We start from the raw sequence: 13,049 nt of genomic DNA on the forward strand, positions 1-13,049 counted from the left end.
GGTGGCCTCACTTTCTTTCATAAAAGTCGTAGGTTTTCTTTTCTGATTCATGTTGCAGCGCGCTGACGTCGCGGAAGATCACTTGATGACCTTCGATGGCGATCAGTCCTTCTTCGCGCAGGCTCTTCAGGATCCGGTTGATGCTGCGTGTGGCCACACCCATCAGCTCAGCCAGTTCCTCCCGATCGAGGTTGACCCGGTCCGCCCTGGCCGCAGCGGCCAGCAGAAACTGGCAGATGCGCTGGCGCAGCGGGTACAGCGTGTCGGCACCGGCTTTTTCGCTCAGCATGTAGATCTGGTTGCACAGGCTGCGCGTGAATGATTCGCTCAGGTGCCGGTCCAGATTCAGCCAGCGTAAAAAGGGCTCGCGACGCAATCTCAGCAGCACGACATCGGAAATCGCCTCGACGAAGCAGCTGTAGGGGCGCTGATCGAAGATTTCGTGCTCGCCGATGTAGTTGCCCTGCTGGTAAATGGCCAGGGTGTACTTGCGGCCGTTTTCGGTCATGACGTAAATCCGTACCAGGCCGCTGACAACAATATAAAGACTGTCGTAGACCTGACCCTGATTCAGCAGGAACTCCCCCTTGCGGCTGCGTACCACGACGAACTCTTTCAGGACTTCGTAGGGGCAGCCTTTCAGCAACTGGTAGATGCCTTTTTCCTGCTCGATGACCGAGATGACCTGGTCAATATTTCTGGCCATGAATCCCACTTTCTTTCTCCCTGCAATGATACAAGTTCCGGTTTTTGCATAAAGGACAACTGGGTAGCACCACCAAGGAATAAATCGACATTTGAGTAAAATATCAAATGTTTTCGGGACATTTGTCCCGAGCGCTGTCATGGCACGGTCACAATCGGCGGTGAGGCACCTGGGCGAGGGGGCTGACGGTATTGTCGGACATTTTGCCGGGAGGGAGCTGGAGATAGCGCAAGAAAGCACCTCATGCACGGTGCATTCACGTAAGGCGCATTCACGTAGGATGCATTCACGTAGGATGCATTCGCCGAAGGCAATGCATCAATGCAATGCATCAATGCAATGCATCAATGCGGCAATTGGCGGGTTGTACGGTGTTGATGGTGGCGTAGGGCATTCATCTGCAGGCCGGGGGGTGAAGCGCCCCGGGGATGTCGTGCCGGCTCAAAATAGACAACAAAAAACCCGCAGAGCCAATGCTTGTGCGGGTTTCTGTGTTCTTGCTGGTGCCCAGGGCCGGACTCGAACCGGCACACCTTGCGGCGGGGGATTTTGAGTCCCCTGCGTCTACCAATTTCGCCACCTGGGCAAGAGTCGGCAATCTTAACGAAACACGGGCCGCTTGTAAATCATTGTGCTGCGATTGGCTTTTTTCCGCTGCGGTGGCCGGAGAAAAAAAGATGCCGCCAGGATGGCCCCTGGCGGCGCAGCTTGCTCAGCGCTCAGTGAAAGGAATGCCGGTGATGAACACCGGGTAAAACGCATCAGCGGGCGGGCGACCTCCTGCCGGGGAGCAGCGGTCAGGAGGTCGGCGCCCGTGGCCGATCAGAAGCTCTTCATCAGACCGATGTCGGTCATGACGCGGCTGCCGCTGGTCTGGCCGTTGGCATAGGACAGGGCGCCATCGCGGCTGTTCATGACTTCGATGAAGGCCGTGGTGGTCTTGCTCAGGCCGTAGTGCACGAAGGCATCAATGAACTTGCCCTTCTTCAGATCTGTCGGGGTGTGGCCGCTGTAGGACTGTACGCCGTACTGCATGCCCAGCTGGGCAGCGCCCAGGGTGTAGTACGCATACAGTGCGGTGCTGTTGACGGTGTTGCCGTTCAGGTTGTTGTGTTGCCATTCGACGGCCAGTTGCAGGGCATCTGCCGGCTTGATCATGGCGGTCAGGTGGCTTTGTGCCAGCGTGCCGACGTCGGTGCCGTTGGTGGCCCAGGCCATCTGGCTGCTGGTTTGCTGGTTGTTGGCAATGTTATAGGCCCCGGACACACCCCAGAAGCCATTGTCGTAGCTGACATTGAGGCTGGTCGCGTGTTGAGCGGCCTTGGTGCCGGTTGCGGCGCCGGCGTTTTCGCTGGTGGCGTATTGAATGGAGCTATTGAAGTTACCGAAGGAGGGCAGATCGTAGCGAATCATGTTCTTGTCGCCGACCTTGCCGAACCAGCCCTGAATCTGATCCGGGCCAACCACGTAGGTGTTGTCGTACAGACCATCCTGGAAGTTGCCGTAGTTGGTACCCATCACCAGGGTACCCAGGGTGTTGCTCTTCAGGCCGACATAGGTGTCGTTGGAGGCCAGGGTGCCCGGGCGGGAGCCGCTCTGGTCATCCACCTGATTGCCGGTCGGCGAGAAGCGGTTGGACAGCAGCCAGATGGCGCTCAGGCCATTGCCCAGGTTTTCGGTGCCCTTGAAGTTCAGGTTGCCGCGACCGGCGATATTGGTCGAGGAGACGTTTTCCTTGGCGGAGTAGCCCCAGGCTTTGTTGGCATTGCCGTTGAAGTTGACGACGCCGACGCGCATGTCGCCGAAAACGGTAACGCCGTCGTCCGCCATGGCAACCGCCGAGGCGCCGAGGGTAGCAGTGGCCAGTACAGCCAGAGTGATCTTGTTCAGTTTCATTGCGATTCCCTTGTTAGAGTCGGGGCCGCCGCGTTCGGGGTGTACCGCGCGGCGGCCGTCTCCACCTCCCTGTGGTGGGTGAGGGCATCTTAAGTGGCAGCCAGTTTGTTGTTGTAAAACTACAGTCTGAAATATGACCTTGATCAGAAAGCACTTTTTTCGCTGCGTTGCAGCAAACTGGGTAATTATTTGAAATGTAAAGAATTTGTAAATTATTGTGTGTTTCAAAAAAACGACATATTTTTTTACAAAGGCGTTTGTGTTGTAAAAATACACGCCGAATACCACACTACTGTAGTGGGTTATTGGAAACGTGCGGGCACGGGGGGCGAAGGGGCGGGCGCGGTGGCCGGAGGGTGGGGCTAGGCAATAAAAAACGCGCCGGTTGGCGCGTCGGGATGGTAGGTCAGTGGCGGTCTGTTTTTAGGCTAAGTGCGTAGTCATACAGGGTTTTTTTGTTGGCGCCGGTCAGTTGGGCGGCCAGGGCGGCGGCCTGTTTGGTCGGCAGTTCGGCCGCGAGGATCTGCAGGGTGTGCCGTACTTCGGGCGCCAGGCCGTCTTCAGCTTCTTCTGCCGCAGCGGCATCAATGATCAGTACAAACTCGCCACGCTGCTGGTTGCTGTCGCTCTGGACAAAGGCCAGCATGTCGCCGGCCGGCAGGGTGCGCAGGGTTTCGAAGGTCTTGGTCAGTTCACGCGCCAGGAACAGGCGGCGTTCGGTACCCAGTTCGGCGACGATATCCTGCAGGGTGTCGATGATGCGGTGCGGTGCTTCGTAGCAGACGACGCTGTAGCTTGCCTCTCGCCACTGGGCCAGGGTGCGGCGTCGCTCGCCCGACTTGGGCGGCAGGAAGCCATGGAACAGGAAGGACGGTGTGGTCAGGCCGCTGGCCGACAGGGCGGTGATGACGGCACTGGCGCCGGGCAGCGGGCAGACCGGCAGTCCGGCGCCACGCACGGCTTCGACCAGGCGTGCGCCGGGGTCGGAGATGGCCGGGGTGCCGGCATCGGAGACCTGGACGACTTTCAGGCCTTCGCGCAGCCAGCCGATGACCTGCTCGGCCATGGCGCGCTCATTGTGTTCGCGCAGGCTGACCAGACGCGGGGCGTGCAGGCCGTAGGCTTTCAGCAGCTGGCCGGTGACCCGGGTGTCTTCGGCACACACGACATCGGCGGCCGTCAGCGCGGCGATGCCGCGGGCGCTGATATCGGCCAGATTTCCAATGGGCGTGGCCAGAACATATAATGTGCCGGGTAGGAAAGAATCCCCGGAAGACTCAATCAAGCGAGCGAACGAAGTATGCAAAAACTGGCTCCACTGATGGTTGGTGCACTGGCAGCATGGCTGGGCGTCGCCCATGCGCAAGTTCCCGACTATATCATCCAAAGCAATGCTGCGCCGCTCAAACCCTTGAGTGTTCCCCTGTCTGCACCGGCGTCCCCGGTCCGGACGACGGTCTTGCCGGCCGCGCCGGCGGCCCCGGCGGCGGCTCCTGTCGCGCCGGCCGTACCGGCAGCGCCGGCCGTACCGGCAGCGCCTGCCGCCAAATCCCCCGCGCCGGCCGCGCGGGCCCCGCTGAAGATCGGGGTATTGCTGCCGACCGGGTCGGCGACGTTTGGCGAGGCGGCCCAGGTGGTGCAGGCCGGCATGAATGCTGCTGCGGCGACCGATGGTCAGGCGGAGCTGGTGTTTGTCGATGAGCAGTCGGACGACTTGTCGGCGCGGTATCGCGCCCTGGTGCAGTCTGGTGTCCGGGTGGTGGTTGGCCCGCTGACCCGGCCGGGGATTGCCCGTATCGCCAGCCAGGTGACGGTGCCGACGCTGGCTCTGAACGGTTTTGATGCCGGGCTGAAGGTGGCGCCGCGGTTGTATGGCCTGTCGCTGGTGGTGGAAGGCGAGGCGCGGCAGATGGTGAGCGTGATGCGCGATGACGGGCGCAGCAAGCCGCTGGTGGTCAGTACGGCCGATCCCTTGTCGCATCGGCTGGCCCAGGCGTTTGTGGATGAGTGGCAGAAGCGGACCGGTGCCGCACCGGCTCAGCTCGACTGGCCGTTTTCGGCGCCCATGACCGAGAGCCTGGCGCAGGCCGATGCGGTGTTCATTGCCATGACGCCGCCGGAAGCCTCGGCGCTGAAAGCCGCGTTGCCGTCCAATCTGTCGGTCTATGCGACGTCGCAGCTGAATACCCGCAAGCCGGATGCCTCGCTGGCCGGCATCCGCTTTATCGACATGCCCTGGTTCCTGATGCCGGAGCAGGAGCAGGTCAAGCGTTATCCGCGTCCGTCGGCGGCACTGACCATGCAGACCGAACGGCTGTATGCCCTGGGGATTGATGCTTACCGCCTGGCGCTGTTGCTGGCTGCCGGCAAGAACACCCCGGCCACGCTGAAGTTGTCCGGTGTGACCGGTGATTTGCAACTGGGCAGTGATCACCAGTTCGGACGTGTATTACCGATGGCGATCATGATGCCGGATAATAACGGGCAATGAACCCGATCGGCCGGGATGCCGAGAACCGGGCGCTGTCCTGGTTGTTGCGTCACGGGCTGGTATTGGTAGAGCGTAATTGGCGCTGTCGTGGCGGCGAGCTGGATCTGGTGATGACCGATGCCGGTGTCTGGGTATTTGTCGAGGTCCGGCATCGCAGCAGCCAGCAGTTCGGTGGCGCCGCCGAGAGTCTGACCCCGGGCAAGCTGGCGCGTCTGCAGCACGCGGCGCAGCGTTATATGCAGCTCAAGGGATTGTGGAATGTCCCTTGTCGTTTCGATGCCGTGCTGTCCGCCGCGGACGGCAGGCTGAACTGGATAAAGAATTTTTTGGCGTGAGTGCACGCAAGAAGGAATCACATGGATCTGATCGAACGTGTCAACGGACACTTTCTGGATAGCATTACCGCCAAGCAGGAAGCCATGGCGGTGTTGGCCCCTCAGGTGGCGGCCGCGGCCGAACGCATGATGCAGTGCTTCATGGCCGAGGGCAAGATCCTGTCCTGCGGCAATGGCGGATCGGCGGCCGACGCGCAGCATTTCGCCGCCGAGATGGTGGGGCGTTTCGAGAAGGAGCGCATGGGGCTGCCGGCGATTTCGCTGGCCACGGATACCTCGGCCCTGACGGCCATCGGTAACGACTACGACTTCGACATGGTGTTCTCCAAGCAGGTCCGTGCCCTGGGGCATGCCAACGATATCCTGCTGGCCATCTCGACGTCGGGCAATTCGGCCAACGTGATCGAGGCCATCGGTGCGGCGCACGAGCGCGGCATGTCGGTGATTGCCCTGACCGGCCGCGATGGCGGCAAGATCGGCGAGCTGCTGTCGCCGGACGATATCCTGCTGAATGTGCCGGTGATGCGTACCTGCCGCATTCAGGAAGTCCATATTCTGTTGATCCACGCGATGTGTGATGTGGTGGATTACATGCTGCTGGGAGCGGAGTGATGAGTAAGCGGACCTTGCTGAGTCTGTTGCTGGCGTCGGCGCTGGGCACCTCGCTCAGCGGTTGTCTGCCGCTGGTGGCCGGAGGGGTGGCGGGTACCGCCATGGTGGCGACCGATCGTCGCACCAGTGGCGCCTATGTGGATGACCAGTCGATCGAGCTGAAGGCGACGTCGCAGCTGGGGCAGAAATTCCCCAAGGCGCATGTGAACGTCAACAGTTTCAACCGTACGGCACTGATGACCGGTGAAGTGGCCTCGGACGATGAGCGCACGAAGGTCGAGATGCTGGTGCGTGCGTTGCCGGGGGTCAAGCGGGTGGAGAACTACACCGTGGTGGCCGAGCCGTCGACCTTTGGTCAGCGCAATAACGATACCTGGATCACCACCAAGGTGCGCAGTCGTCTGATCAGTGGCGAGGGCAATTATTCTTCGCAGGCGATCAAGCTGGTGACAGAACGCGGTGTGGTGTACATGCTGGGTCTGGTGACCCGTGCCGAAGGCGACGCGGCCGCGGCGGTGGTCAGCCAGACTGCCGGTGTGCAGAAGGTGGTGACACTGTTCGAGTACCTGAATGCCGTGCCGGCGCCTGCCGGCGCGACGCCGGCAGCGCAGTAGGCGCCGCCGGGTATTTTCTCTCTGCCGTCATCCGGGTTCGTAGCCGGATGACGGTGCCAGCATGTCGGTGCACAGCACGTGCATCGATTCATCGATTTCAATCGCCATCGACAAGGTGACACAGGTGCGTGTGTCCGTCATCGACAGATAAGGCTCGCTCATGTACAGCACGCCGGGCTGATCAATGGCGTGCTGGAAATAGGCACGGCGAGACCAGACGGCGCCGGTGGTATCGGCCAGCGGGGCAAATTTCGGGTTGGTGCTTTGTGAGGCGGCCTGTTTAGTGTTGAGGTTACGCCCGAGCTGGCGTCCCTCGCTGTCGAGCAGGAAGCAGCGCAGTACGTTGGGCATGGACAGCATCGGCCGTGCCGCCTCGTCGAATGGGGTGTTCTGCATCAGCAGGATGGCACTTTGCACGAAGGACTGGCGTGCCAGTTCCAGCTGGCGGCGGGTGATCTTGCGCTTGAGCAGATCACGTACCATCAGTTCGTCCCAGCGGGCATCGATGCGTGGCGTGATCAGGTCGTCGTGTTCCGGCTTGAGGCCGGGGCGGGCGACGTAGTCGCCTTGCACCAGATCGCAGCCGGACTCCAGGGCCACCAGCACATCGCTGTCGTTTTCGATGCCTTCCTGGATGACCAGTGCACCAGATTCGTGCATCAGATGCACCAGCCTGCACACCAGGTTGCGGATGCGCGGATTGCTGGCTGCGCTGCGCAGCAGATGGCGGTCGAACTTGACCAGATCGGGTTCCATTTCGCAGATGCGGTCCAGGTGGGAATGGCCGACCCCGAAGTCATCGATGGCGATCAGAAAGCCCTGCTTGCGCAGGCGGCGGATGCATTGCTGCAGCATGTCGTCGCCCCCCAGGGTATGTTCCTGCACTTCCAGCACCACGCTTTGCGGCGCCAGCCCGTTGGCGGTGATGGCCTCGGCAACGGCTTCGGCGCGCGCCAGATTCATCAGCGACGCCGGGTGCACATTGAGGAACAACCACAGCGGGTCGGTCAGAGGCGGCACATTGGCGGCATGGGTACGCAGCATGGCCAGGTCGAGCTGGTGACAGGCTTCCGGGCTGTCCATCAGTTCGAAGGCCTGGGCCGGCATCACCGGCCGGCCGGCATGCTTGCCGCGCAGTAGCGCCTCGATGCCGACACTGCGCCGGTGTGCCAGGCTGTAAATCGGTTGGTAGTGGCTGCTGAGTGCCAGCCCGGCGTGTTCTGTCGGCGCCTGTGACATGCGAAATCTCCCGAAAAACGACTCGGGGCTGTCTGATGGCAGCCCTCGCTGAAACATATCCTTTGCCGCTTCAGCAAGCAAGGCTCATTCCAGCCTGTAAGCAAGGACGGGGTCAGGTCTTTCATTTTGCATCCGGATGCAAAATGAAAGACCTGACCCCGATAAAAAAACACCGCCCGGTTGCCGGGGCGGTGTTTTGTCTGTGTGTGCCGCTGCTTAGTTTTGCTGAATGCCGGCCACCATCCATTTGCCGGAGGTACCGGCATCCTTGATGAAGTGCCAGGTTTCCGAGAACGGTACTGGGGCCGCGTTGACTTCTTCGCTCACCAGGCCGAAGTAGCGCACGCTGGCGATGTAGCGGCCATTTTCTTCGCTGGCTTCGACCAGTTGGCAATCCAGGTCGGTGAAGTCGGCGGTCATCGGGTTGTTGGCGATGTCGTGGCGCAGCTCTTCGAACAGCTCCGGTGTCATGTAACGGCGCACTTCGTCCAGCGAGTCTGGCGTGTTCAGGCTCTGCAGGTGCAGGAAGGTGGCCTTGACCTGACGCAGGAAGTACGGGGTTTCGGTGCCATCCGGCAGTCGGCTCGGCACGGCCGGGCCTGCCGAGGGGGCGGCGCCTTGTTGCGGGAAGCCGGAGCCGATGGCCGGGATCGGGTCGAAGCGGTTGTCGTTCGGCATGCTCGGCGGCGGTGCCTGCGGACGCATGGCTTGCGGCGCATGTTCCGGGCTGGCCATGCGGCGACGGAACCAGATCAGGCCGGCCAGGAAGACGGCGCCCAGTGCCAGAATCAGCATCCACGGGGTGCCCGGCTGTTGCGGGGCTTCTGCCGGGGCTGGCGCGGCGCTCGGCGCCGAAGCGGTGGCCGGGGCGGCGGCATGCGCCTGGTTGTTGGTGGCCGAGCCGATCATGTAACCGGCGGCAGCACCGGCCACCCCGGCGGCCACGGCGGTTCCGACCCCGACGCCCTTCTTCTGCGGCTGGGCCGGCGCCTGAGCCGGCACCTGCTGTTGCGGTGCCGCCGGCTGGGCGGGTTTCTGGTAGGTTTGTGTCGGTGCAGCACGGCGCATGCCGGCGCTGCGGCCCTTGCCCATCCGGGCGGCTTCAGCTAGCGGCGACAGCAGCAGCGAGACCACGGAGAAGGCGAGAATGATCGTCTTCGCACGAGAATTCATATCTTAGGTTTCCTAAGTGAGATGTCAGCATGCCATGAGACACTGGCATAAAGGGTTAGTTCTGGGTCAGGGCCTGAATTTCAAGTACCTCGACCTGTCCGAGGGCGACACGGAAGCGTACGTCGACCTGGCAAAGGCGTACGCCATATACCCGCATCGGGTCATCCTGATAGGCCGGGCGCGGATCCTGCGCCAGTACCTCGTTCACCAGTTGGCGAAAATCCGCCGGCAAGTCGCTGTGGCTGGCCAGGTCGGCGAGGGCCTGTTCATGCCAGCTGACGGGGAGTTGCGGCGGCGGACCATCGACGAAACCGCTGCGTGCGTCCGGGCGTGATTCGACGAAGGGGATGTAGGGCTTGATATCCAGAATGGGAGTGCCGTCCAGCAAGTCGGCGCCGCGCAGCTGCAGGCGCACGCCCTGGTCGCATTCGATGCCGGCCAGTTCGACCAGCGACAGGCCGATCGGGTTCGGGCGATGGGTAGAGCGGCTGGCGAAGACACCGACGCGGGCATTGCCGCCCAGGCGCGGCGGCCGGATCAGCGGTGTCCAGCCACGGGCAGCCGTTTCGTGAAAAACGAACTGCAGCCAGAGATGCGAAAAGGCGTGCAGGCCGCGTACGCAGTCGGGGTGATCGTAGGGGGGCAGCAGCACCAGTTCGGAGCGGGCGGAAGGGGCCAGCGAACTCTGGCGCGGAATGCCGAATTTCTCTTTATAGGGGGCGCGGATCAGCCCGATGGGCTCGAAGGAGTAGTGCATCGCCGCATTATAGAAGAGAGCCGGGGTCAGGTCTTTCATTTTGCTGCAAAAAACAAGACCTGACCCCGGCTTTGGATTACTTGCTGCCGAAGTGTTTGTCGTAGCGTTTGCTGAGGCGGTTCATCGACAGCAGCATGAAGAAGTCGGCGCAGTTGAAGTCCGGGTCCCAGGCGGGTTCGCCGCAGACGAAGGCGCCGGCGCGCAGGTAGCCCTTGATCAGGGCCGGCATCGGTGCCGGGGCGGCGTCGTCGAGTACGCGGTCAAGCGGCAGTGGCAGCAGCGGGAAGACGCGCCATTCGGCCGGTGCCAGGTGGCTGCCTTCCAGTTGGCGGTACAGGCTGACGGCCTGGTGGCCGCCATCAGCCAGGCTGACGCTGGCGCAGCCGGCCAGGTATTCGCAGCCATGCTTGCGGACATAGTCGGCCAGGCCGGCCCACAGCAGGGTGATGACGCCGCCGGTGCGGAAGTCTTTGTGCACGCAGGAGCGGCCGACTTCGATCAGGCTGGGGCGCAGATGCTCGAGCCGGGCGATGTTGAATTCATGTTCCGAGTACAGGCTGGGGGCGCGGGCGGCGGCTTGCGGTGTCAGCATGCGATAGGTGCCGACCACCATGCCGCTGGCCTGATCTTCGACGATCAGGTGTTCGCAGTAGTCATCGTATTCATCGCAGTCGAGTCCCAGATCGGCCGAAGCCAGTTGGGCACCCATTTCTCCGGCAAACACATCGAAACGCAGCTTCTGTACGCGACGCAGGTCTTCGGCGCCTTGCGCCAGGCGCAGGGCCAGTTTGCTTTCACGACGGGGGGCGAGGTTCTGATTCAGTTGCATGGTTGGCTCCATTGGCTCCAGTGGCTTCTCGTGGAACCCATGCTAAGCAGCGTGTTTGAAGTTTGTATGTAGTTCACGTGACTTTCGGATGACAGTGGCGGATTCGGACTGCCCTGATTCGGCGTGATAGCCCGGGTCAGTAAGGTGGGGGCCACGGGATTGCGCCGGTGGCTTTTGTGAGAGACCGGTATCGCCACTTCATGATCACACCGAAAGGATCAGTATGAATCTCAAGAAAAGTGTTTTGGCTCTGGCCTGCTGCGCTGCCCTGGCGGCACAGGCTGCTCATGCCATCTCGGCGCCTCCGGGCTGGCCGACCAGTCAGATTGCCATGGGTACTGTGGTAAACGGCGGGCAGGAGTCGGCGGCGCTGTCGGTCAGGCCGGTGTTCGGCTTCTTTACCTATGCCGGACAGGATGGTGCGGGTGACCATGATGTGGTGATCCGCCACGACCAGAAGGTCGACAACATCATGAATGAAGTTCGCACCCTGTCTGACCGCATGCAGGCGCCGGCGATGCCGACTTTTGTGTTTTATACCGTTGATGGCAGTTCGGGGGATGACAGTCTCAAGCGTGATATCTCCAATGGTACGCTCACCATTCACTACCAGAATCTGATCAGCTTGCTGCAGCAGCTCGAGGGCTATCGTGACACCGCCCATCCGGTACCGGCCACGGTCTTGCTCAATCCGGATTTTCTCGGTGAATTGCACAAGCAGTGTGCTCAGTACTACTGCCCGGTGCCGCTCAATACGCCGATTGATGTCAAGGGTGAGCTGACCAAGGCGCTGCAGGCGCTGAATCTGGACGTCGCGATTCCGGCGGATTTGCTGGGTGAGCACCAGAGTTTCCCGGAGTACGTTCAGTCGATTAACTGGTTGATGCACCAGTTCGGACCGCACATTACTTTTGGCTGGCAGGACAATGTCTGGGCTGGCGATCCGACCGGTCACGGCTGGGTTCACCAGGCGACTTCGCAGCCATCCATCATTGCCCCGCACATCAGCGGCGAGGTGTCCTTCCTGCAAAGCATGAAGCTGGTAACCGGCAACAAGGATCGTGATCCGCAATACATCGCTTTCGACAAGTGGGAGCGCGATGTCTTTGATTCGGAGATGGCAGGCTTGGGGGTGAGTAATGGTTATCTGTACAACGCCCGTGACATGGGTGTGTATATGAACTATGTCAGCGGTGTCGCTTCTGGCCTGGGCAAGTTGCCGGTGATGTTGTGGCAGATTCCGGGCGGGCACCTGCAGACTGCCGGTGATGTCGATCAGCGCTACGATCATGGCTCGACCGAGCCGGACTTCATTCTCGGCAACCCGCAACTGGCGGCTGGTCTGAGCAATGTCGCCAACTATATCAATGATCAGGCCATGCCGGCTGGCATCTATGGCTCTTCGGCAACCACGGTGCAGGCTTATCTGCAGGCGGATCTGGCCAACGACCCCAATAGCCTGAGCCATGATCACCTGGATCTGCTGCGTCAGGCCAATGTGTTCTCGGTGCTGTGGGGGGGGGGTAACACGACCGGGGTGGCCGGTCTCAAGCCATCGCAGGATGACAATGGCTGGCTGTTTGCGCGCATCAAGGCGCACGGGCTGAACAATGGTGAGGGTTGCCAGTCGGGCTGCGATCAGCCGATCGTACCGACCCATGGTCAGGATCAAAACCCGGGTGGCAATCAGGGCAGTGGCCAGAGTGGTGATCAGGGTGGCACTTCCGCACCGGTCAGTCCCTGCGGCGATGTGATCGGTGCCAGCGGTCTGCCGGTGTGGTGTGCCGGTCAGGATCACTACAACGCGGGTGCTACGGTCGAGTATCAGAATGCCACCTGGCAAGCCAAGTGGTGGGCCAATCAGGGCGATCAGCCGGGTGTGGCTGACGTCTGGCAGCGTACCGGTGGTCAGGCGCCTGCTGGCGACAGCAACTGGTCGGCCGACAAGACTTATGACACCGCGGGCACTGAGGTGAGCTACAACGGCGCAATCTATCAGAACCAGTGGTGGACCAAGGGTGATATTCCGGGTCAGTCGGCGGTTTGGAAGCAGATCGGTGGTCAGGCTCCGGCTGCAGATCTCAGCTGGTCTGCCGACAAGACCTATGACACGCCGGGGACCGAGGTGAGCTATAACGGTGCCTCCTATCAGAACCAGTGGTGGACCAAGGGCGATATCCCGGGTCAGTCCGCCGTCTGGAAGCGGATGTAAGTTTTTTGTCGAACGCCGTCAGTCATCTGACGGCGTTTTTCTTGCGTTCTGACGGTTCGGATTCCTCTGATTCAGCAGGTTGGCGCTGATCGTTATCTTGTCATGCATGCCCGCAGCGCTGTTTGCTGCGCGGCAATACACCCAATCAACCGTGTCGGTGCCTGGCGCCGGCCATCATCACCCGA

The 13,049-nt window shown here is 61.4% G+C and carries 12 protein-coding genes and 1 tRNA gene; 5 read left to right on the plus strand and 8 right to left on the minus strand.

Annotation, left to right across the window (positions count from 1 at the left end; genetic code table 11):
* Nucleotides 1-7: 7 nt before the first annotated feature.
* From AACH39_RS12845 to rsmI, 4 genes are all read right to left on the minus strand, one after another.
* Entirely contained in the window at nt 8-706 is a 699-nt protein-coding gene (locus AACH39_RS12845; RefSeq protein WP_215779035.1) for a Crp/Fnr family transcriptional regulator, read from the minus strand.
* Between the two features lie 501 nt (nt 707-1,207).
* Nucleotides 1,208-1,292, minus strand: a tRNA-Leu gene (locus AACH39_RS12850).
* 236 nt (nt 1,293-1,528) lie between these two features.
* A complete protein-coding gene (locus AACH39_RS12855) occupies nt 1,529-2,602 on the minus strand; it encodes a porin (protein ID WP_338620258.1) in 1,074 nt (357 codons plus the stop codon).
* A 406-nt stretch (nt 2,603-3,008) separates the two neighbouring features.
* Nucleotides 3,009-3,908: a 16S rRNA (cytidine(1402)-2'-O)-methyltransferase gene (gene rsmI, locus AACH39_RS12860; protein WP_338620259.1), complete on the minus strand. Its 900-nt coding sequence runs from the start codon at nt 3,906-3,908 to the stop codon at nt 3,009-3,011.
* Between rsmI and AACH39_RS12865 the strand changes: the two genes are divergently transcribed.
* From AACH39_RS12865 to AACH39_RS12880, 4 genes are read left to right on the plus strand one after another with little or no spacing between them, the layout of a single operon-like run.
* Nucleotides 3,903-5,093: a penicillin-binding protein activator gene (locus AACH39_RS12865; protein WP_338620260.1), complete on the plus strand. Its 1,191-nt coding sequence runs from the start codon at nt 3,903-3,905 to the stop codon at nt 5,091-5,093. The genes rsmI and AACH39_RS12865 overlap by 6 nt on opposite strands.
* Nucleotides 5,090-5,428 (plus strand): YraN family protein, encoded by a 339-nt coding sequence (locus tag AACH39_RS12870; protein ID WP_215779009.1) that lies wholly within the window; start codon nt 5,090-5,092, stop codon nt 5,426-5,428. Before AACH39_RS12865 ends, AACH39_RS12870 begins: the two co-directional genes overlap by 4 nt.
* A gap of 21 nt (nt 5,429-5,449) precedes the next feature.
* A complete protein-coding gene (locus AACH39_RS12875; RefSeq protein ID WP_215779006.1) occupies nt 5,450-6,040 on the plus strand; it encodes a phosphoheptose isomerase in 591 nt (196 codons plus the stop codon).
* A complete protein-coding gene (locus AACH39_RS12880; RefSeq protein ID WP_215779004.1) occupies nt 6,040-6,654 on the plus strand; it encodes a BON domain-containing protein in 615 nt (204 codons plus the stop codon). The genes AACH39_RS12875 and AACH39_RS12880 overlap by 1 nt, the downstream gene beginning before the upstream one ends.
* A gap of 27 nt (nt 6,655-6,681) precedes the next feature.
* Here the strand turns inward: AACH39_RS12880 and AACH39_RS12885 are convergent, their stop codons facing one another.
* From AACH39_RS12885 to AACH39_RS12900, 4 genes are all read right to left on the minus strand, one after another.
* Entirely contained in the window at nt 6,682-7,893 is a 1,212-nt protein-coding gene (locus AACH39_RS12885; RefSeq protein WP_215779001.1) for an EAL domain-containing protein, read from the minus strand.
* 216 nt (nt 7,894-8,109) lie between these two features.
* Nucleotides 8,110-9,066, minus strand: a complete 957-nt coding sequence (locus tag AACH39_RS12890) for a Tim44-like domain-containing protein (RefSeq protein WP_215778999.1) — start codon at nt 9,064-9,066, stop codon at nt 8,110-8,112.
* Nucleotides 9,067-9,121: 55 nt separating this feature from the next.
* A complete protein-coding gene (gene tsaA, locus AACH39_RS12895; protein WP_252346112.1) occupies nt 9,122-9,862 on the minus strand; it encodes a tRNA (N6-threonylcarbamoyladenosine(37)-N6)-methyltransferase TrmO in 741 nt (246 codons plus the stop codon).
* Nucleotides 9,863-9,899: 37 nt separating this feature from the next.
* Nucleotides 9,900-10,652, minus strand: a complete 753-nt coding sequence (locus tag AACH39_RS12900) for a GNAT family N-acyltransferase (RefSeq protein ID WP_215778997.1) — start codon at nt 10,650-10,652, stop codon at nt 9,900-9,902.
* Between the two features lie 223 nt (nt 10,653-10,875).
* Here AACH39_RS12900 and AACH39_RS12905 point away from each other — a divergent pair, with 223 nt between their 5' ends.
* Complete coding sequence (locus AACH39_RS12905; RefSeq protein ID WP_338620265.1) at nt 10,876-12,864, plus strand: carbohydrate-binding protein; 1,989 nt, start codon at nt 10,876-10,878, stop codon at nt 12,862-12,864.
* Nucleotides 12,865-13,049 lie beyond the last annotated feature (185 nt).

It is taken from the genome of Paludibacterium flexuosum (genome assembly GCF_037076605.1).
In the GTDB taxonomy this organism is placed as follows: Bacteria; Pseudomonadota; Gammaproteobacteria; order Burkholderiales; family Chromobacteriaceae; genus Paludibacterium.

Excerpts from the sequence above, each read along its gene's own strand:
- AACH39_RS12900 (WP_215778997.1), bottom strand. The coding sequence starts at position 10,652 with ATGCAACTGAATCAGAACCTCGCCCCCCGTCGTGAAAGCAAACTGGCC.
- AACH39_RS12855 (WP_338620258.1), bottom strand. The coding sequence starts at position 2,602 with ATGAAACTGAACAAGATCACTCTGGCTGTACTGGCCACTGCTACCCTC.
- AACH39_RS12875 (WP_215779006.1), top strand. The coding sequence starts at position 5,450 with ATGGATCTGATCGAACGTGTCAACGGACACTTTCTGGATAGCATTACC.
- AACH39_RS12885 (WP_215779001.1), bottom strand. The coding sequence starts at position 7,893 with ATGTCACAGGCGCCGACAGAACACGCCGGGCTGGCACTCAGCAGCCAC.
- AACH39_RS12905 (WP_338620265.1), top strand. The coding sequence starts at position 10,876 with ATGAATCTCAAGAAAAGTGTTTTGGCTCTGGCCTGCTGCGCTGCCCTG.
- AACH39_RS12890 (WP_215778999.1), bottom strand. The coding sequence starts at position 9,066 with ATGAATTCTCGTGCGAAGACGATCATTCTCGCCTTCTCCGTGGTCTCG.
- tsaA (WP_252346112.1), bottom strand. The coding sequence starts at position 9,862 with ATGAAAGACCTGACCCCGGCTCTCTTCTATAATGCGGCGATGCACTAC.
- AACH39_RS12865 (WP_338620260.1), top strand. The coding sequence starts at position 3,903 with ATGCAAAAACTGGCTCCACTGATGGTTGGTGCACTGGCAGCATGGCTG.
- AACH39_RS12845 (WP_215779035.1), bottom strand. The coding sequence starts at position 706 with ATGGCCAGAAATATTGACCAGGTCATCTCGGTCATCGAGCAGGAAAAA.
- AACH39_RS12880 (WP_215779004.1), top strand. The coding sequence starts at position 6,040 with ATGAGTAAGCGGACCTTGCTGAGTCTGTTGCTGGCGTCGGCGCTGGGC.
- AACH39_RS12870 (WP_215779009.1), top strand. The coding sequence starts at position 5,090 with ATGAACCCGATCGGCCGGGATGCCGAGAACCGGGCGCTGTCCTGGTTG.